The sequence below is a fragment of the Methylobacterium sp. TK26 genome (assembly GCF_055361565.1).
On the sequence record NZ_CM143965.1, the window covers coordinates 801,218 to 820,280 of the forward strand.

Below are 19,063 nucleotides of genomic sequence, written 5' to 3' on the forward strand. Positions count from 1 at the left end.
CGTCAGGGCCGCAGGAACAGGTTGACCGAGAGGATGTGGTCGGTGGCGAGCCCGTTGCCCGGCATCTGGATCAGCCGGTTCAGGTAGCCGAGCTCGACGGTGGACTGGCCGCCGATCGGCACCTCGATCCCGGCGAAGGTGCGCAGCTGGTCGAACCCCGCCCTCGGCCCCCAATCGGCATCGTTGAGGGCGACGAACACCTCCGCCGAGCCCAACGCCGACACGGCGCCCGCCTTGTCGGTGAGCGGGGCGGCGACGCGCATCTGCTCGCGCACCCGGAAGGCGACGTCCTTCCCGTCCGACCGCCAGCGCTGCTCGAAGCGGGTGCGGGAGGAGGTCTTCAGGCCGTTGATCTCCCCGAGCTTCCAGTTAACCTCCTGGAAGGAGCGGTCCTCCACCTGCACCGGGCCCATGCCGCGATCCTGGACGTAGGCGTAGCCCTGGTAGAGCGTGAGGTCCTTCGTGACCTTCCAGCCCACGGCCGGGCGCAGGATCAATTGATCGAGCTGCGAGATGCCGTTGCCGAAGCGCGGCTGCATCTCGGCGAAGAAGGCGACATCGTCGATGGAGCCGAAGACGGTGGTGTTGAACCACAGCTGCGCGTCGTGTGCGGCGGCCGGCGCGGCCGCGCCGAGGAGGGCCGCCACCACCGGCAACACAGGCCTGACCAGACGCATCCCCATCGCCGACATCGCTCCCCACCCGTGCGCGTTGGTGTCCCTCCCCGGCAACGAACCGTCAAGGTTGTGCGCGACGGACACCTCCGCCGAGCCTTGACGCCAGCGAACCCCGCCCGCGATAAACCGGGCTCCGGGAGGCGACGGGGCGGGCCATGGTGACGGGGCTTGCGACGCCATCCATCCTCAACCGCCTCGATCTCAAGACCCTGCGCCTCTTCGTGGCGATCTGCGAGGACGGCACGCTGAACGGCGCCGCCCGGCGGGCGGCCATCGCGCCCTCGGCGGTCAGCAAGCGCCTCGCCGAACTGGAACGCGCGCTGGGCTGCGACCTGCTGATCCGCGAGCCCAAGGGGATGCGACCCACTCCGGCCGGGGAGACCCTGCTCCACCACACCCGCCGGATGCTCGCGAGCGCCGAGCAGATCAGCCTCGAACTCGCCGAGCATGCGCGCGGCGTGCGCGGCTTCGTCCGGGTGCTGGCGAACCTCTCGGCCATCGTCGAGTTCCTGCCGGAGGACCTTCAGGCCTTCCTCGCCGCGCAGGGGGAGATCCGCGTCGACCTGGAGGAGCGCCCGAGCAGCGGCGTCGTCGCCGGGGTGGAGGAGGGCGCCGCCGACCTCGGCATCTGCGCGGGCGGCACCGACACCCGCTCGCTCGACGCCTACCCCTACCGGAGCGACCGCCTCGTTCTCGTGGTCCCGGATGGCCATCCGCTCGCCGGGCGGGACTCCGTGGCGCTCGCCGACACCCTCGACCACGACCATGTCGGGATGCACCGGGAAAGCTCGATCTACGCCGCCCTGCGCGACGAGGCCCGCCGCCTCGGACGCCCCCTGAAGCTGCGCATCCATGTGCCGAGCTTCGACGCGATCTGCCGGATGGCGCAGGCCGGGATGGGACTCGGCGTCGTGCCGGAGGGGGTCTACGCCCTGCTCGGGCCGCAGATGCGCGTCGCCGCCGTGCCGCTGACCGATCCGTGGGCGCAGCGCACGCTTCTCCTCGTCGTCCGGCCGGGCGCCTTGACGCCGGCCCCTGCGCTGCTGTTCGAACACCTGCGCAGGGCGGCCGGCTGACGCCTTAGCGTTCTCCCGCGGAGAACGCAGGCTCGCGCATGGCGTTTAGACCCACCGGGAGCGATGAACTATTCTTCCATCAACCAATGATGGAGGAGCGCTCATGGCAAGCTCAGCAACCATGGCAAGCTCGGCAACCGCCCAGTCCCAGGGCCCGCTCGCTGGAATCCGCGTTCTCGAACTCGGCCAGCTGATCGCGGCACCGTTCGCCACCAAGATCCTCGCCGAATTCGGCGCAGAGGTCATCAAGGTCGAGCCGCCGAACGACGGCGATCCCTTGCGCAAGTGGCGCAAGATGCACGAGGGCACCTCGCTCTGGTGGTATCTGCAGTCGCGCAACAAGAAGTCGATCGCGATCAACCTGAAATCGCCGGACGGCCTCGCGGTCGTGAAGGATCTCGTCCGCAGCGCCGACGTCGTGGTGGAGAATTTCCGCCCCGGCGGCCTGGAAAAGCTCGGCCTCGGCTGGGATGTGCTCTCGGCGCTGAACCCGAAGCTGGTGATGGTCCGCATCTCCGGCTACGGCCAGACCGGCCCCTATCGCGACCGGCCGGGCTTCGGCGCCATCGGCGAGTCGATGGGCGGCATCCGCTTCACCACCGGCAGCCCGGATTCCCCGCCCGCCCGCGTCGGCGTGAGCATCGGCGACACCCTCGCCTCGCTGCACGGGGTGATCGGCGCCCTGATGGCGCTGCTCCACGTCAAGACCGGCGGCGGCGCCGGCCAGGTGATCGACGTCTCGCTCGTGGAGAGCGTGTTCAACGTCATGGAAAGCCTCGTCCCGGAATACGACCTGCTGGGCGAGGTCCGCACCCGCACCGGCGGCGCGCTGCCGGGCATCACGCCCTCGAACACCTATCCCACCCAGGATGGCGGCTACGTCGTCATCGCCGGCAATTCGGACCCGATCTTCCGCCGCCTGATGACCGCCATCGGCCGCCCGGACCTCGCCGAGGACCCGTCCCTGCGGGGCAATGACGGCCGCAGCGCCGTGGCGGCAATGCTCGACGGGGTGATCGCCGACTGGACCCGGGCGCGCAGCGTCGAGGAGGCCCTGGAGGTCCTCGACGCCGCCGACGTGCCGGCGGGCCGCATCTACTCGGTCGCCGACATCGTGGCCGACCCGCATTACGCCGCCCGCGACATGATCCTGGAGGCGGAACTGCCCGGCGGGACCACCGTGAAGATGCCGGGCATCGTTCCCAAGCTCTCCGGCACGCCGGGTTCGGTGCGCTGGCAGGGCCCGGCGCTGGGCGCCCACACGGACGACGTCCTGGCCGATCTCGGCCGCGACCCCGAGACCATCGCGCGCCTGCGCCGCGAGGGAGCCGTCCAATGACCGGGGATGCCATGCTGATCCAGGAGGTCGCCACCCGCGACGGGTTCCAGATCGAACCCGTCTTCGTGGAGACCGCCGACAAGATCGCCCTGATCGACGCCCTCTCGGCCACCGGCTTCTCGCGGATCGAGGTCTCGTCCTTCGTCTCGCCGAAGGCCGTGCCCGCGCTCCGCGACGCCGCCGAGGTCTTCGCCGGCATCGGGCGGCGCCCCGGTACGGTCTACGTCGCGCTGGTGCCGAACCCCAAGGGCGCCGAGCGGGCGCTCGCCGCCAAGGTGGACGAGATCAACCTCGTCGCTTCCGTGAGCGAGACCCACAACCGCGCCAACATGGGCATGACGCCCGCCGCCTCGATCGAAGGCTTCGGCAAGATCATGGAGGCGGTGAAGGGCTCCGGCGTCTCCACCAACGCCACCGTCGCCACGGCCTTCGGCTGCCCCTTCGAGGGCGACCAGCCGGCGGACAAGGTGATGGCGCAGGTGGAGCGCTACCTCGCTCTCGGCGTCGAGAACGTCACCCTCGCCGACACGACCGGCATGGCCAACCCCCGGCAGGTCGAGGCGCTGGTCGCGCGGGCGCTCACCCTCGTGCCGGCCTCGAAGCTGACGCTCCACTTCCACAACACGCGCGGCCTTGGCCTCGCCAACGTGCTGGCGGCCTACAATGTCGGGGCGCGCCGGTTCGATGCGGCGCTCGGCGGCCTCGGGGGCTGCCCCTTCGCGCCGGGGGCCACGGGCAACATCTGCACCGAGGATCTCGCCAACATGGCCCAGGAGATGGGCATCGCGACGGGCCTCGACCTCGAAGCCCTGATCGGCCTCTCCCGCGACCTGCCCCGCCTCGTCGGGCACGACGTGCCGGGGCAGGTCGCCAAGGCCGGGCGCCCTTGCGAGCTTCACTCGATCCCGCAGGCCGCCTGAGCCCTTCGCCCCCCGCAAACCCCGTCCCGACCGGACGCCGCCACAGAAGCGGCGCCGGCCGGCGTGAGGTCGCACGCCAGCCGCGACCCGCCCGAAGTCCTGGAGGAAACGAAATGAGTGCCGTCAGCACCAGCCCGCTCGCGGGCGTGGCCGAAGTCACGGAAAGCAGCGTGGTCCGCAAGGCCGCGTGGCGGCTGATGCCGCTGATCATGATCTGCTACATGTTCGCGTTCTTCGACCGCATCAACATCAGCTTCGCGAAGTTCCAGCTCCAGAGCGACCTCGGCTTCAGCAACGTCGCCTACGGGCTCGGGGCGAGCATGTTCGTGGTCGGCTACGTGATCTTCGAGGTGCCCTCGAACCTGTTCCTCTACCGGGTCGGGGCGCGGCGCTGGATCGCCCGCATCATGATCTCCTGGGGCATCGCCACGGCGCTCATGGTGTTCATCAGCACCGAGTGGCAGTTCTACGCCCTGCGCTTCCTCATCGGCGCCATGGAAGCGGGCTTCGCGCCGGGCATCCTCTATTACCTCACCCTGTGGTTCCCGGCCTCGTTCCGCGGCCGCGTCACCTCCTTCATGTTCGTGGCCTCGGCCTTCTCCGGCATCTTCGGCGCCCCCGTGGCGGGGCTGATCCTCGGCGGGCTCAACGGCGTGATGGGTCTTGCCGGCTGGCAATGGCTGTTCCTGGCCGGCGGCCTGCCCTGCCTCCTCCTCGGCGTGCTGGTGTTCCTGCGCCTCGACGACCGGATCTCCGACGCGCGCTGGCTGTCGCAGGAGGAGAAGGACCTCCTCTCCTCGAAGATCGCCCACCACAACCGGGATATCGGCGACCATTCCCTCTGGGGCGCGGTCAAGCTGCCGGGCTTCCTGCTCATCGCGCTCGTCTACTTCCTGCTGCAGATCGGCTCCTACGGCCTGAACTTCTGGGGGCCGGACCTCATCAAGACCGCCACGGGCGGGTCGGCGGCCTCGGTCGGCTTCCTCACCGCCATCCCCTACATCTGCGGTGCCATCAGCATGGTCGTGGTCGGGCGCCTGTCCGACGCCTCGGGCGAGCGGCCGAAATTCGTCGCGGGCCTCGCCATCGCGGCGGCCCTCGGCTTCTTCGCCGCCGGCCTGTTCGACAAGCAGATCGTGCCCCTGATGATCGCCCTGGCGCTGGTCGGCTCCGGCATCGTCGCCTCGATCCCGACCTTCTGGACCCTGCCGGCCAAGCTCGTGACCGGCGTCGGTGCGGCCGGGGGCATCGCCCTCATCAACACGCTCGGCCAGTTCGGCGGCATCGTCAGCCCCGTGGCGGTCGGCTGGGTGAAGGACCTCACCGGCTCCACCACCCCGGCCCTCTACGGGATCGGCGTCCTTTGCCTCGTCGCGGCGGCGCTGCTCCTGTTCGCCACCCCGGCGAGCCTGCGCCGGAACGATCGCGGCCTCTGACCCCGCGCCGCATCCTCCCCGGGGTGCGGCGCCCTACATGGCCCTGCGGCGTTCCCCTCAGGACCCGCATGCCCATGGCCCCGCATCCGAACCCCCTTCCCGTCGGCCCCGGCCAGGAGAGCGTGTGGGATTACCCGCGCCCGCCCCGGCTGGAATCCGTGCCGGAGCGCCTGCGCATCGTCTTCGACGGCATGACCATCGCCGACACGACGCGGGGCTGGCGGGTGCTGGAGACGAGCCATCCGCCGACCTACTATATCCCGCCGGAGGACATCGCCTCCGGCAGCCTCGCCCGGATCGCCAGCGGCAGCTTCTGCGAATGGAAGGGCAGGGCGATCCATTTCGACGTGGTCGGGCCGACCCGCCGGGCGCCGCAGGCGGCCTGGGCCTACCCGACCCCGACCCCGGACTTCGCGCCAATCGCCAACCACGTCGCCTTCTACGCGGCGCCGATGGAATCCTGCCATGTCGGCGACGACCTCGTGACGCCCCAGCCCGGCGGCTTCTACGGCGGCTGGATCACCCCGCGCATCGTCGGCCCGTTCAAGGGCGGACCCGGTAGCCAGGGCTGGTGACGGACTGTATCTGTCCTGCCGCACCCGGGCGTCTTGAGGCGACCGGTCCTGATCGTTCATTGACGGTCTAGGCTTCAATTGCCGATAACGTCTGACTTGTGACGAGGGTTTACGACGTGTTTTCGGGTCGTCACACACGAAGTCAGAGCTGAAACCATGCAAACCGACGCGATGAGCGCCGGGCCGGAACGGGTCTGCGAGCCCGTCCGGACGAGAACCATCGCGTTCACACCGCCCCTTACCTCCCGGGAGCCCGATGGGCCCGTCGCGCGGCGCCTGCTGTTCTACGTACCGGGCTACGATCCCGATTCCGAGCGCCGCTACCACACCCTGTTCCTGCGGGAAATCAGCCGCTACGCCAAGGTCTTCGGCGTCCCGATGCCGAAGGTCGGCTGCCCGACGGCGAGCGAGGACGGCAACCGCCAGAGCTGGGTCGTCGAGACCGGGGGCGGCCGCACCCGCACGGAGTACGACCTCCTCCTCTGGAGCGACCTCGTCCGCCGGGACATGGGCAAGCCGCGCGTCGTCGGCATCGGCCTCAATGCCTGGGCGACCCTGAACTTCGCCGTCAACGGCACGCTGGCCGGCCTCTACCGCACCAGCTGGAAATGCGCGAACGTGATGCTGTACCCGTTCGTCGGGTCGATCCTGCTGCTGGTGGCGCTCCTCGTGTCGAGCTTCGCCGGGCATGGGGTGCTGCACCACGGGTTCGGCCTGCCGGGCTGGTTCGCCCTGCTGGCGGGGATCGTCGCCAGCTTGGTCGGCCTGAGGTTTCTGGCGCCGCGCCTCGACCGCGCCTTCCTCTGGCAATTGATGCACGATTGCGTCTTCCACTGGCAGCACGCGTGCGGGAAACGGCCGGATTACGACGCGCGGGTGGAGGCCTTCACCGCGCACATGCGCGCCCGCATCCGCGAGAGCCAAGCCGACGAGGTGATGATCGTCGGCCATTCGACCGGCGGGCTGACCGCCGTCGAACTCGCGGTCCGCCTCCTCGGCGAAGACCCGACCCTCGGGGAGGCCGGCGGCCCGGTCCTCTCGCTCCTGACCCTCGGCTCCTGCCTGCCGATCGTGGCCCTGCAGCCCGACGCCCGCGCCACGCGGGCGGCGGTGGCGCAGCTCGTGACCTCGCGGCGGCTGAGCTGGGTCGATTTTCAGGCGCCGCAGGATTGGATGAACTTCCCCGGCTTCAACCCGGCCCGCGACCTGCCCCTCGGCCTGTCCGAGGGCGAGATGGCGAACCCGATCATCCGCTCGGCCAAGTTCGCCGAGATCATCAACCGGCAGACCTACGAGCGCATCCGCCTGCGCCCCTTCCGGATGCATTTCCAGTTCCTGATGGCGAACGACCATGCCGGCGTGTTCGACATCTTCGCCCTGACCCTCGGCCCCCGCAGCCTGCGCGACCGGGTCCTCTCCGAGGATGCCTCGCTCCTCGGCTTGCCCGCGACCGCCTGACCGGCCCCGCATTCGGCACGCCGTCACCGGTACAAACTCACCATTGAAGGCGCGATGTGCCGGCACATCTCCCTGTCGAGCAGGATTGCCCCGTACAGGACGCGTCGCCCATGGCCGAAGACAAGGACAAGCCGTCCGCGAACCATCTCAAAGGTTCGGTGAAGGAGGCCATCGGCAAGCTCACCGGCGATACTCGGATCGCGGAAGAGGGCCAGCGCGAGAAGCAGGGCTCCAAGGCCGCCCCGGACAAGGCGGGCCGGGGGGCCTAATGCAGGCGCAGGGACTCCGCGTAGCCGGCCGCGCGCCCCTCGACGGTGGCGCGGTTGTGCCGCTTGCGCGCCGCGAGGTCCTGCGCGGCGAGGCCGTGGCGGAAGGCGAAATCCTCGTCGCGGGCATCCATCGCGGCGATGGCGGCCTGCGGCTCGGGATGGAGATCCATGCCGAAATGCCGCCCCCAGAACGCGCCCTCGGTCCGCGCGGTGGCGGCGTGCCGGGTCCACGCGATCGGGTGTGAGTGGAAGACGACGGCCTCGTTCACGTAGGCCTTCTGGAAGCCCGCCCGTAGCATCTCGTCGGCCCAGACCTGATCCTCGCCCCACGGGATCTCGGGATAGGGTAGGACCGCCCAGGCGGCCCGCGCCATGGCGGAGTTGTTGTCGGAATAGAATTGCCGCACCCGGCGCCACAGGCCGCCGCCGGGATGGAAGAAGCTCGGCAGGCCGGTCTCGCGGTCGATGACCGGCGGCAGCAGGGCGAGGGCGTCGAACATCTCGGTCAGGTCGCGGCGGATGAAGGCGTCGTGTTCGGGATAGGCCTCGTGCCGGCCGATCACGCCGGCCACCCGCGCCCCGCGATCGAAGCCCGAGATCAGGTAGGCGAGCCAGAGGTCGTTCCGGGGCAGGGCGTCCTGCGTGAGGATCGCGACGAAGGTCCCGTCCGTCAGTTCGATGCCGCGATTGCGCGTCCGGCCATGCTGGAACTCCGCGTTCGGGATCGTCTCCAGCCGCAGGCGGGGGTCCCGGCGGCGGCGGACGAGATCGGGCGTGCCGTCCGTCGAGCCGCTGTCGATGACGAGCAGGTCGTAGGGGAAGGCGCAGCGCTGGCCGAGGACGGCGTCGAGGACGCGCGCGAACTCGGGCCCCGCATTGAAGGTCGGGATGAACACCGACACCCGCCGCCCGCGATGGACGTTCGGCGCGAGGCACCGCTCCGGATCGACGGGGCTGAAGCCGCGCTCCCCCAGCCGCTCGAACAGGGCGGCCTCGACCATCCGCGCGCTCCGCGCCCAGGACGTGGTCGCCACGAAGTCGCGGCCCTTCCGCCGCTGCCGCTCCCGGCGCTGCGGATCGGCCATCAGCGCCTCGATCGCGTCGGCGATGGCGTGGGGCAGGGGCTTGGCGAGGCTCACCTCGCCGTCGCGGAAGATCGCGCGGGTGCTCGGCGCGTCGATCTCCACCACCGGCAGGTCGCAGGCCATCATCTCCAGCGGGATCAGCGAATAGTTGGTCGCCGAGAAGACGAGCCCGATATCGCTGTCCCGGTAGAGGTCTCCCAGGGCCTCCGGGCTCAGGATGCCGTGCTGCGTGTGGGGGAAGTCGTACGGGACCGCGAGGTTGGCCTCGCCGAACAGGTCGGCGTGGAAGGCGACGCCCCGCCGATGCAGGTCTTCCAGAGCCGCAAACCCGAGGCCGACCGCGCGGCGCGGCGTGTAGCCCCTGGCGTAGAAGGCGATGCGCAGGACCTTCGGGGGCACGTTCCGCGCCGGCCCCGGATAATAGACCTCGTGGTCGGCGCAGAGGTCCCAGTTGCGGGCCCAGAGGCCGCGCGCGCTCATCAGGTCGGTCAGCCACCGGCCGGCGCAGAGGGTGGGGAAGCCGAAATCGTAGGTCGATTCCGCGAGAAGCTGCAGCTCTCCCATCGGATGGAAGCTCGGCTCGTAATCCTGCACGAAATAGAACCGCTCCTTGAAGTTCCGCGCCTGCGCGGCGGGGAAGGCGGTCCAGCAATCGGTGACGATCAGGCAATCGCCGGCCAGTTCCCGCACGTCCTCCGGGAGGAAGCGGACATGGACCCTCTCGCCGATGGGCCTGTACCAGTCCCTGATCGCCGTCCTGGCGGCGGCCTGATCGCGGAAGGTGACGGCATTCTGGATCCAGACGGTCTGATGGTGCCCGAACTCCTCCAGGCGCTCGACCATGCGGAAGATCGTCATGTGCCCGCCCGCGCCTCGGCCGAAGGAGGGGATGATCCAGTGGATGTCGAGGGCCCGCGCGTCGTGGACCCGGGCGAGGGGGGCGAGGGGCTGGAGCGGGTGGCGGGCGATGCGCGGTGTGTCGCGCTGCCATCGCGCCGGCACGGTGGCAGCGGAATCCTCCCGCATCGGGAGACCGGCCAGGGGCGCCGGCTGCGCCCGGCGGGGCGTGATGTAGCTGACGACCCGGCTTCCCGACGCGCGGACCACGATCGGCAATAGTCGTTCGAGGACGTGGGCGAAGGTCGCGTCGAGCTGGCCGCGCTCGTCCTCGAAGCGTTCGAGGGTGCCGTAGGCGTCGATGAGGGGCCGCAGCGGCGCCGTGCGGTACCACGCCATCGCGCCGGCCGGGTAATCGCTGCCCCGCCAGGGGAAGCCGTCGTGGCCGAGCCGGCGCAACGCCGCATCGATCCTGCCGGCATTGGCCTCCTCCGCCGTGTAGCGACGGATCATGTGGAAGTTTCGCGGGAACAGGCATCCGAGATCGGGCGCGTCCGCGAAGGTCCGCAGGATCGTGGCGACGAGGGCAGGCGATCCCATCGTCTGGTCGAACAGGTAGCGGCGCCAATCGTCGCCCCAAGCGACATGCGGACTGCGCTTCGTGTGGACGTGGAGCAGGATGTCGTAATCGAACCATAGGTCCCGGCACCCGACGAGGAGCGGGCCGAGGTCGCGCCCCCGGTTCGGCACCACGCGGAGCTCATACCGCCCGTCCCGCCAGTCCCGCCGGCAGACGTTCTCGACGAACACCCTGTCGGCTTCGGAGACGACCGTGATGACGGCCACCGCCATGGGCGGCAGCGAGCGCAAGCGCGGCAGCAACTCCGCGATGAGTTCGGGATAGTAGCAATGCGCGTGGACGCCGAGCGTGAGGCCCCCCGGCGGATCGGCGGATACGGGATCCAGCACGATCCCGTTCGCCCCGTAGCCCGGCGCGCCCACCCGGTCGGCGATCCGGACGCGATGCACGAGGGGATTGGTGTAGGGCGGCCGGCTCCTCAAGATTTCGCGCTTGTATTCGTAGATTTCGAAACCGGGCGCCGGATCGCGATCCTCGTGTTGCCCGTGGGCGATGAAGTGCTCGTACGGCCTCATCCCCGATCTTTCGACATCGGGGTTCATGGAACGGTAGAACGCTTCATCGAAATGCTTGCGGAAGAGTGCCGCCACCTCGGGGCCGACGTCCGTGGACGATCCCAGCCGCTCCGCCCACTCGTAGCTGCCATACCACGCGATGCAGAGTTCGGCGGGATTGGCATCGGGTGCCATCCTGTCCCGATGCGCCTCGCAGAAGGCATCGATATCGAAGAACGGGCTTGGGACCCTCCGCTCCCGCGCGCCGAATCTCAGGTAATGGACCAAGGGATTCAGCCCCGATCTTTGGACGTCGGGGTATTTTTCAAGATAGAACACGGTGTCAAAAAATAGCGATGGATCGTAACCGTGTTTCCATCCTCGCCTACAGAAATGCCTGACCCCGTCAATTCCCGCGCGAAGCCCATATCGGCCGATATAGAATTCTTCGTCAAAGAGCATGCTGGCCCGCATCAGGGCCAAGTCAAAATCACGGTGGCCGAATACAAATAGCGCTTCGAACAGTCCCATGTCTTTCGCCCGGCCGCACCCATACGCATTCGCTATTCGTCGTGATCTTACACGGACAGGAGGCGCGAATGTTTTGCGGCTCGCGTGAGCGATTTGCAAGCAGGGAAACTGGGGATAAGGCGCCGTAATAGCGGATTTCGATTCCCGCGTCACGGCCCAGCGCCTCGAACCTTTGCCACATCATCGCCCAGAAGTGGCGGTTAAGCTCGACCGTAGACGAGACGTTGAGGCTACCATCGAGCAACCCGGGAGCGGAGCCTCCCTGGCAGAGGACAGCGAAGCCGCATGCAACGTGCCGAGGCGATCTCTTCGACAGCGCGGATCGGAATCCTGCTCCTGAGCGCCGGGTTGAGCGCCTGCAACTCCGTGAATCCCACCGCCACGGGCGGGCTCGCCATCCAGAGGACCGCCCTTCAGGTCACGGACGAGGAGCGCGATTGCCTCGGGCGGGCGATGTATTTCGAATCGAAGCGGAACGACGCCGAGGGCCTGCTGGCCGTGGGCACGGTCGTGATGAACCGGATGGAAGCCGCGATGTTTCCGGGCGGCATCTGCGCGGTGGTGGGTCAGCCCGGCCAGTTCGCCAGCGGCGTGCTCACGAAGCCGATGCAGGAGAAGGACCTCGACAGGATCGCCGAGGTGGCCGATGCGGTCCTGGCCGGCGAGCGGCACCCCAAGGTCGGGAAGGCGATGTTCTTCCACACCGCCGGCTATCACTTCCCCTACAAGAACATGCATTACGTGGCGGCGGCCGGGGGCAACGTCTTCTACGAGAAGACGCCCCGGACGCAGGTCTCCACCCCCTTCGCGGCGACGCCGATCCCGGTCGCCGCCGCCGAGCCGCCCGCCGCCCGATAGGGCCGGCGCGCGGCCTTCCCCTTTCCGCTCAGCCGAGGCGGTGGAGGGCGCAGAGCTTGTTGCCGTCGGGATCGCGGAGATAGGCGAGGTAGAGCCGGCCGGCGGAGCCGTTGCGCTCGCCCGGCGGATCCTCGACGGCGGTCCCGCCGTTCTCGGTCCCGGCCCGGTGCCACGCATCGGCCTCCTCCGGCGATTCCACGCCGAAGCCGATCGTGCCGCCGTTGCTCACGGTGGCGGGCTGCCCGTCGATGGGCTTGCTGATCATGAACAGCGCCCCGCGATGGAAGTAGAGCACGCGGCCCAGCGGATCCTCCTGGCCCGGCTTGCCGCCCATGGCAGCGAACAGGGCGTCGTAGAAGGCCTTCGACCGGGCCATGTCGTTGGTACCGACCATCACGTGACTGAACACGGGCACTCTCCTCCTGTGGATTCCCGCCTCAGCTAGCTGCGCGGCGCGCGAGATCAACCGTCGATGGTACAGGTACGTCCGGGCGGACGGCGCCGACGGAGCGGCGGCTTTGACAAGCTCGATCACTCGTGAGACCGCTCGTTGAGGTAGCCTGCCGGATGGCGGGGCTCCCGGGTCTGCCTCGAAGGGGCCTTCCTTTACTGCGATCGTGCCACGCTTCGAATCGGCGGCTGCGATCCCGGGCGGCCCGGCGCGACCCGATGCACGAGAGACCGAACGCGACGATGTGCATCCCGGTCTGCCTGATGGACGGTGGCGCGACGGGGCTGGCCCTGCGCGAGCACGATTGGGCCAAGTCCCCCCTCGGCGATCCCGCGACATGGCCGGCGAACCTCGCGACGCTCGTGGGCGTCATGCTCGGCACGAACCAGCCGACCTTCATCCTCTGGGGGCCGGAGCGACGGCTCCTCTACAACGACGCCTATGCCCGGCTCCTCGGGGGGGCGCATCCGGCCGCCCTCGGCCGCGATTATCGCGAGGTCCGGCACCCGGTCGCGGCGGATCTGGAACCCCTCCTGGCCGAGGCCTGGGCCGGCCGCGCCGTCCACGCGGACGGCACGGGCGGCCCCTGGGTCTCTCTGTCCTGCGTGCCCGTCCGCAATTCGGCCGGCGGCGTGGACGGCCTGTACGGCACCTGCACCGAAGGCGCGGGCCACGCGCTCGGCGAAAGCCGCCGCCGCGAGACCGAGGAGCGGCAATCCTTCCTCCTCGCTCTCAGCGATGCGCTCCGGCCCCTGAGCACGCCGGCCGAGATCGCCGAGGTGGCCTCCCATCGCCTCGGGGCGCGGGTCGGCGCGAGCCGCGTCTTCTACGCCGAGATCGCCGGCAGCCTGATGACGGTCGAGCGCGAGTACATCGACGGCGTCGGCACCATCGTCGGCCGGCATTCGCTGGCGGCCTTCGGGCCCGACCTCCTGACCGCCTATCGCGACGGCGGGGTCGTCGCCGTCGAGGACGTCCCCTCGGACCCCCGGTTCAACCCCGAAGCGCGGGCCGGCCTGGGCGCGCGCGAGGTCGGGGCCTTCGTCGACGTCGTGCTGTTCCGGGGGGAGGAATGGGTCGGCCTGCTGGCGGTGCAGAGCGCGGTCCCGCGCGCCTGGACCCCGGAGGAGGGGTCGCTGATCCGGGAGGTGGGCGAGCGCGTCAAGACCGCGATCGAGCGTGCCCGCGCCGAGGTCGCCCTGCGCGAGAGCGAGGAGCATCTGGCGGCGATCTTCGCGGGCGCCTCCGTCGGCCTGTCCGAGGTGGATGCCGAGGGCCGCTTCCTGCGGGTCAACACCGAACTGTGCCGCATCCTCGGGCGCCCGGCGGAGGAGTTGCTGCAACGGGGCGTCGCCGACGTGACCGATCCCCTCTCGGTCGCGCAGAGCGCGGCGACGCTGGCGCAGGCCGTCGAGACCGGGTACGGCGCCGGCCTCGACAAGATCTACCGCCGCCCCGACGGCACACCGGTCTGGGTGAGCAGCAGCATCCGGCGCCTGGACGACGCGCAAGGGCGCTTCAGGAACCTGCTGATCGTCACCGTGGATCTCAGCGAGCGCCGGGAGGCCGAGCAGCGGCTGGCCGAGAGCGAGCGCCGGCTCCAGCACCTCAACGAGACCCTGGAACAGCAGGTCTCCGAGCGCACCGCCGAGCGCAACCTGTTCGCCACGATCGTCGAGCGCACCGATATCATGGTGATGGCGGCCGATCTCGATTACACCATCCTGGCCATCAACCAGGCGAATGCCGACGAGTTCGCCCGCATCTACGGCGTGCGGCCCAAGGTCGGCGACAACATGCTCGACCTCCTGGCCGACCAACCGGAGCATCAGGCCCAGGTGAAGGCCGGGTGGGGGCGGGGGCTCGCGGGCGAGGAGATGACCTTCGTCCAGGAATTCGGCGATTCCGACCGGGCGCGCCCGGCCTACGAGATCAGCTTCCGCACCCTGCGCAACGAACGGGGCGAGCGCACCGGCTGCTACCAGTTCGTCATGGACGTCTCGGAGCGGCTGCGCGGCCAGGACGCGCTGCTGCAAGCCCAGGAGGCCCTGCGCCAATCGCAGAAGCTGGAGGCGGTCGGCCAGCTCACGGGCGGCGTGGCGCACGACTTCAACAACCTTCTGACGATCATCCGCTCGTCGGTGGATTTCCTGCGCCGGCCCGACCTGCCGGAGGCCCGCAAGCGCCGCTACCTTGACGCCGTGTCGGACACGGTCGACCGGGCGGCCAAGCTCACCGGGCAGCTCCTGGCCTTCGCCCGGCGGCAGGCGCTCAAGCCCGAGGTGTTCAGCGCCGGCCAGCGGGTGCGCGCCATCGCCGACATGCTCGACACCCTGACGGGCGCGCGGGTGCAGGTGCTGATCGAGGCGCCGGATTCGAACTGCCACATCCGCGCGGACGTGAGCCAGTTCGAGACCGCGCTGGTCAACATGGCGGTCAATGCCCGGGACGCCATGGACGGGGAGGGCACCCTCATCCTGCGCGTCACCTGCGGCGCGGCGCTGCCGGCGGTCCGGGGCCATGCCGGCTCCGGGACGCCCTTCGTGGCGATCGCCCTGACCGACACGGGCATCGGCATCCCCCAGGACCGGATCGGGCGGATCTTCGAGCCCTTCTTCACCACCAAGGAGGTGGGCAAGGGCACGGGCCTCGGGCTCAGCCAGGTCTTCGGCTTCGCCAAGCAATCGGGCGGCGACGTGGATGTCCGCAGCGTCGTCGGCGAGGGCACCACCTTCACTCTCTACCTGCCCGAGGTGGCGGTGTCGGAGATGCCCACGGGCGAGCGCGAGCGGGAGGAGGGGCTGGCCCCCCTCGGCTGCGGACAGAGCGTCCTCGTCGTGGAGGACAATGTCGGGGTCGGCCAGTTCGCGACGCAGATCCTGGAGGATCTGGGCTACCGGCCGACCTGGGCCGGCAACGCCGAGGAGGCCTTGGAAAGGCTCGGCGACGACGGGAACGGGTTCGATCTGGTGTTCTCGGACGTCGTGATGCCGGGCATGGGCGGGGTCGCCCTCGCCCGGGAATTGCAGCAGCGCCTGCCTCACCTGCCGGTGATCCTGACCTCGGGCTACAGCCACGTCCTCGCGCAGGAGAGCGACCACGGCTTCGCCCTGCTGCACAAGCCCTATTCGGCCGAGCAGCTCGGCCGCATCCTGCATCGGGTGCTCGGCACCCGGCTCGCACTGGCGGCCCCGGCGGCCTGATTCCGGGCCGGCTCCGGCGCGAACCTATTTCCGGTCGCCGGGCAGGACCGAGCTCAGCATCTGCCGGGCGGTGTCCACGAGCAGGTGGCGCTCCTTCGGGTCGCCCTTGCCGAGCATCGACATGAAGCTCTTCACCTGATCCAGGGTGAAGAAGGGCGGCAGGGGCGGCACCTCGGGGTCGGTCTTCACCTCCAGCACCACCGGGACGGGGCTCGCCAGCGCCTCGTCCCAGGCGGCACCGACCTCAGCCGGGTCATCGACGTAGATCCCCCTCAGGCCGATCAGCTCCGCGAACTTGTGGTAGGGCACGTTCGGGATGGTCTGACTCGCCTCGAATTTCGGGTTGCCCTCCATCACGCGCTGCTCCCACGTGACCTGATTCAGGTCCTCGTTGTTGAACACGCAGCAGACGAAGGTCTGGTTCGACCAGCGGTGGCGGTACTTCGCCACCGTGATCAGTTCGGCCATGTTGTTCATCTGCATGGCGCCGTCGCCGACCAGCGCGATCACCGGCCGGTCGGGATGGGCCACCTTCGCCGCGATGGCGTAGGGCACCGCCGCGCCCATGGAGGCGAGCCCCCCGGAGAGCGAGCACATCTGGCCCCGGCGCATCTTCAGGTCGCGGGCATACCAGTTGACGCAGGAGCCGGAATCCGAGGTCACGATGACCCGATCGGGCATGCGCGGGGAGAGTTCCCAGGTCACGCGCTGCGGGTTCACCGGGTTGGCCTTGGCCATGGCCCGGTCTTCCGCCTCCTTCCACCACGCGGCGACGCCCTTCTCGATGCCCTTGCGCCAGGAGCCGCCCTCCTTCTTCTGCTCCAGCAGGGGGAGCAGGGCGTTCAGCGTCTCGACCGAGTCGCCGCAGAGCGGCACCTCCATCGGGTAGCGGAGCGACAGCATCGCCGGGGCGATGTCGATCTGCACACCCCGCGCCTGCCCCTCCTCGGGCAGGAACTCGGCCCAGGGGAAACCGGAGCCGATCATCAGCAGGGTGTCGCACCCGGCCATCATGTCGGAGGAGGGCTTGGAGCCGAGGAGCCCGATCGTGCCGGTCACGAAGGGCAGGTCGTCGGGCAGGGCCGCCTTGCCGAGCAGGGCCTTCGCCACGCCGGCCTGGAGCCTGTTGGCCACCGCGATCACCTCGTCGGTGGCGTGGAGCGCCCCCGCGCCCACGAGGATCGCGACCTTCCTGCCGGCGTTCAGCACGTCGGCGGCCCGGCGCAGGTCGGCCTCGAAGGGCACGACCTTCGGCGCGGTGTAGCCGACGCCCGAGAAGGTGTTGCCGTGCTTGCGCACGGGCGGCTCGTAGGGGACGTCCTGCAGGTCGTTCGGCAGGATGATCGCCGTCACCTTCCGCTCGCCCTTGGCGATGCGCATGGCGCGGTCGACGATGTGCCGGACCTGCGCGGGGGAGGACGCCTGCTGCACGTAGGCCGTCACGTCCTTGAACACGCTCGTGAGGTCGAGTTCCTGCTGGTAATGCGCGCCGTGGACGTTGCGCGCCTGCTGGCCGGCGATGGCTAGCATCGGCACATGGTCGGAATAGGCGTCGTACATGCCCGTCAGCAGATGGGTCGCGCCGGGGCCGGAGGTGGCGAGGCACACGCCGACCTCCCCCGTGAACTTCGAATAGGCCGAGGCCATGAAGGCCGCCATCTCCTCGTGGCGGACCTGGATGAACTCGAAGGGCAGATCATTGCGCTGGAGAGAGCCGAGAAGCCCGTTGATGCCATCGCCGGGATACCCGAAGATCTTGGTCACGCCCCATTCGGCGAGGCGCTTCCAGAAGAAGTCGGCGACGGCCTCTGCCATGGGGGGTCCTTGCATGCGGGCCGCGGCGGCGACCTTTTCGTCCCCGCTAACAACCCGTGGGAAACCCAGTTCCTGGCGGCCTCGTCGTTCGGCGGATCAAACCGCGCCGAGGTTCGTCTGTAGGGGGGATCTCACCCCGACGAGGAGACATCGTGTGAGCGTCGGATTGATTGCGCTGCTGGACGACGTGGCGTTCATGGTGAGGACGGCGGCGGCGTCCCTGGATGACGTCGCGGGGCAGGCCGCCAGCGCCGGAACGAAGGCGGCGGGCGTGGTCATCGACGATGCCGCCGTCACGCCGCGCTACGTCGTCGGGTTCGCGGCCGAGCGTGAGTTGCCGATCGTCGGCAAGATCGCCCTGGGATCGATGCGCAACAAGCTTCTGATCCTCCTGCCGGGCGCCCTGGCGCTCAGCGCCTTCGCCCCCTGGTCGATCACGCCGCTGCTGATGCTGGGTGGCGCCTACCTCTGCTACGAGGGGGCCGAGAAGGTTTTCGAGGCCGTCTTCCCCCATCACGGCCCGGCCGGCGAGGAGGAGGACCAGGGCGGTGCCGGGGGCGATCAGGCGCGGGAGGACCGCCGCGTGGCGAGCGCGATCAAGACCGATTTCATCCTCTCGGCCGAGATCATGGCGATCACCCTGGCCGCCCTGCCGGAGGGCAGTTTCTGGATGCGGGCGGCGGTGCTGGCCCTCGTCGCCATCGGGATCACCGTGGGCGTCTACGGCGTGGTGGCGCTGATCGTGAAGGCCGACGATGCGGGCCTCGCCCTCGCCCGCAGCACGGCGAGGCCGCCGCTGGGGAGCCTGATCCGGGGGCTGGGGCGCGGCGTGGTCCGGGGGATGCCGGTCCTGCTCCAAATCCTCTCGGTCATCGGGACGGCGGCGATGATCTGGGTCGGCGGCGGGATCCTGATGCACGGGCTGGAGGGCTACGGCGTCGCCGCGCCCGCCCATGTCGCCCATGTGGCCGCCGACGGCGCGGCCTCGTTCGTCCCCGTCGCTAAGGGCTTCGTCGAGTGGCTGGTCACGGCGGCGGTGTCGGGGGTGATCGGGATGGTCGTGGGCCTGCTGCTGATCCCGCTGACGAGCTTCGTTCTCGCGCCGGCCTGGAACGCCCTGAAGGGCCTTCGGCACCGTTAGGAGTTTCCTTTGTCGGACTGACCGCGTGAGACCGGGGCGGTGTCGGCACGCTATACTAGTATAGCGTCTGCCGCCCTCCGCCCCCGAGACGCCCAGCCAAGTTTTTAGGACACGCAGTCAAATGACGGAGCGCGTTCATCTGCTATTAGGCATGCCAAAGAGGGCGCCCAGCTCCGGCGACCGATAAGAGCTGACCGCGCCTTGCTCAGCTCATGCGAACAGGGCCTAACGCGATGTCGGCGGGGAGACGGACGGACA

The 19,063-nt window shown here is 69.5% G+C and carries 14 protein-coding genes; 10 read left to right on the plus strand and 4 right to left on the minus strand.

What is annotated here, in order from left to right:
- Positions 1 to 2: 2 nt before the first annotated feature.
- Positions 3 to 677 (minus strand): DUF2490 domain-containing protein, encoded by a 675-nt coding sequence (locus ACXJ1Y_RS03980; RefSeq protein ID WP_463848864.1) that lies wholly within the window; start codon positions 675 to 677, stop codon positions 3 to 5.
- Positions 678 to 832: 155 nt separating this feature from the next.
- Here ACXJ1Y_RS03980 and ACXJ1Y_RS03985 point away from each other — a divergent pair, with 155 nt between their 5' ends.
- The 7 genes from ACXJ1Y_RS03985 to ACXJ1Y_RS04015 all read left to right on the plus strand — a co-directional run bounded on the left by ACXJ1Y_RS03985 (position 833) and on the right by ACXJ1Y_RS04015 (position 7,750).
- Entirely contained in the window at positions 833 to 1,753 is a 921-nt protein-coding gene (locus ACXJ1Y_RS03985) for a LysR family transcriptional regulator (protein ID WP_463848865.1), read from the plus strand.
- Between the two features lie 121 nt (positions 1,754 to 1,874).
- Entirely contained in the window at positions 1,875 to 3,092 is a 1,218-nt protein-coding gene (locus ACXJ1Y_RS03990) for a CaiB/BaiF CoA transferase family protein (RefSeq protein WP_463848866.1), read from the plus strand.
- Complete coding sequence (locus tag ACXJ1Y_RS03995) at positions 3,089 to 4,012, plus strand: hydroxymethylglutaryl-CoA lyase (RefSeq protein ID WP_463848867.1); 924 nt, start codon at positions 3,089 to 3,091, stop codon at positions 4,010 to 4,012. Before ACXJ1Y_RS03990 ends, ACXJ1Y_RS03995 begins: the two co-directional genes overlap by 4 nt.
- 113 nt (positions 4,013 to 4,125) lie before the next feature.
- Positions 4,126 to 5,448 carry an MFS transporter gene (locus tag ACXJ1Y_RS04000; RefSeq protein ID WP_463848868.1) on the plus strand — a complete coding sequence of 441 codons (1,323 nt, stop codon included), beginning with the start codon at positions 4,126 to 4,128 and terminating at the stop codon, positions 5,446 to 5,448.
- Positions 5,449 to 5,522: 74 nt separating this feature from the next.
- Positions 5,523 to 6,023: a DUF427 domain-containing protein gene (locus tag ACXJ1Y_RS04005; RefSeq protein WP_463848869.1), complete on the plus strand. Its 501-nt coding sequence runs from the start codon at positions 5,523 to 5,525 to the stop codon at positions 6,021 to 6,023.
- 156 nt (positions 6,024 to 6,179) lie between these two features.
- Complete coding sequence (locus ACXJ1Y_RS04010; protein ID WP_463848870.1) at positions 6,180 to 7,481, plus strand: alpha/beta fold hydrolase; 1,302 nt, start codon at positions 6,180 to 6,182, stop codon at positions 7,479 to 7,481.
- Positions 7,482 to 7,591: 110 nt separating this feature from the next.
- A complete protein-coding gene (locus ACXJ1Y_RS04015) occupies positions 7,592 to 7,750 on the plus strand; it encodes a CsbD family protein (RefSeq protein ID WP_463848871.1) in 159 nt (52 codons plus the stop codon).
- Here the strand turns inward: ACXJ1Y_RS04015 and ACXJ1Y_RS04020 are convergent.
- The gene (locus tag ACXJ1Y_RS04020; RefSeq protein ID WP_463848872.1) at positions 7,747 to 11,001 is read right to left on the minus strand and encodes a rhamnosyltransferase WsaF family glycosyltransferase; all 3,255 of its coding nucleotides are present in this window, start codon (positions 10,999 to 11,001) and stop codon (positions 7,747 to 7,749) included. The genes ACXJ1Y_RS04015 and ACXJ1Y_RS04020 overlap by 4 nt on opposite strands.
- 621 nt (positions 11,002 to 11,622) lie before the next feature.
- Here ACXJ1Y_RS04020 and ACXJ1Y_RS04025 point away from each other — a divergent pair.
- Positions 11,623 to 12,195, plus strand: a complete 573-nt coding sequence (locus tag ACXJ1Y_RS04025) for a cell wall hydrolase (protein ID WP_463848873.1) — start codon at positions 11,623 to 11,625, stop codon at positions 12,193 to 12,195.
- Positions 12,196 to 12,223: 28 nt separating this feature from the next.
- On the opposite strand, the gene ACXJ1Y_RS04030 is transcribed toward ACXJ1Y_RS04025, so the two are convergent.
- Positions 12,224 to 12,604: a VOC family protein gene (locus ACXJ1Y_RS04030; RefSeq protein ID WP_463848874.1), complete on the minus strand. Its 381-nt coding sequence runs from the start codon at positions 12,602 to 12,604 to the stop codon at positions 12,224 to 12,226.
- 260 nt (positions 12,605 to 12,864) lie between these two features.
- Between ACXJ1Y_RS04030 and ACXJ1Y_RS04035 the strand changes: the two genes are divergently transcribed.
- Positions 12,865 to 15,849: a PAS domain-containing protein gene (locus tag ACXJ1Y_RS04035; RefSeq protein WP_463848875.1), complete on the plus strand. Its 2,985-nt coding sequence runs from the start codon at positions 12,865 to 12,867 to the stop codon at positions 15,847 to 15,849.
- Positions 15,850 to 15,873: 24 nt separating this feature from the next.
- Here ACXJ1Y_RS04035 and ACXJ1Y_RS04040 read toward each other — a convergent pair whose 3' ends face one another.
- The gene (locus ACXJ1Y_RS04040; protein ID WP_463848876.1) at positions 15,874 to 17,664 is read right to left on the minus strand and encodes a thiamine pyrophosphate-requiring protein; all 1,791 of its coding nucleotides are present in this window, start codon (positions 17,662 to 17,664) and stop codon (positions 15,874 to 15,876) included.
- Positions 17,665 to 17,818: 154 nt separating this feature from the next.
- On the opposite strand from ACXJ1Y_RS04040, the gene ACXJ1Y_RS04045 reads away from it, so the two are divergent.
- Positions 17,819 to 18,805 (plus strand): DUF808 domain-containing protein, encoded by a 987-nt coding sequence (locus ACXJ1Y_RS04045; RefSeq protein WP_463848877.1) that lies wholly within the window; start codon positions 17,819 to 17,821, stop codon positions 18,803 to 18,805.
- Positions 18,806 to 19,063 lie beyond the last annotated feature (258 nt).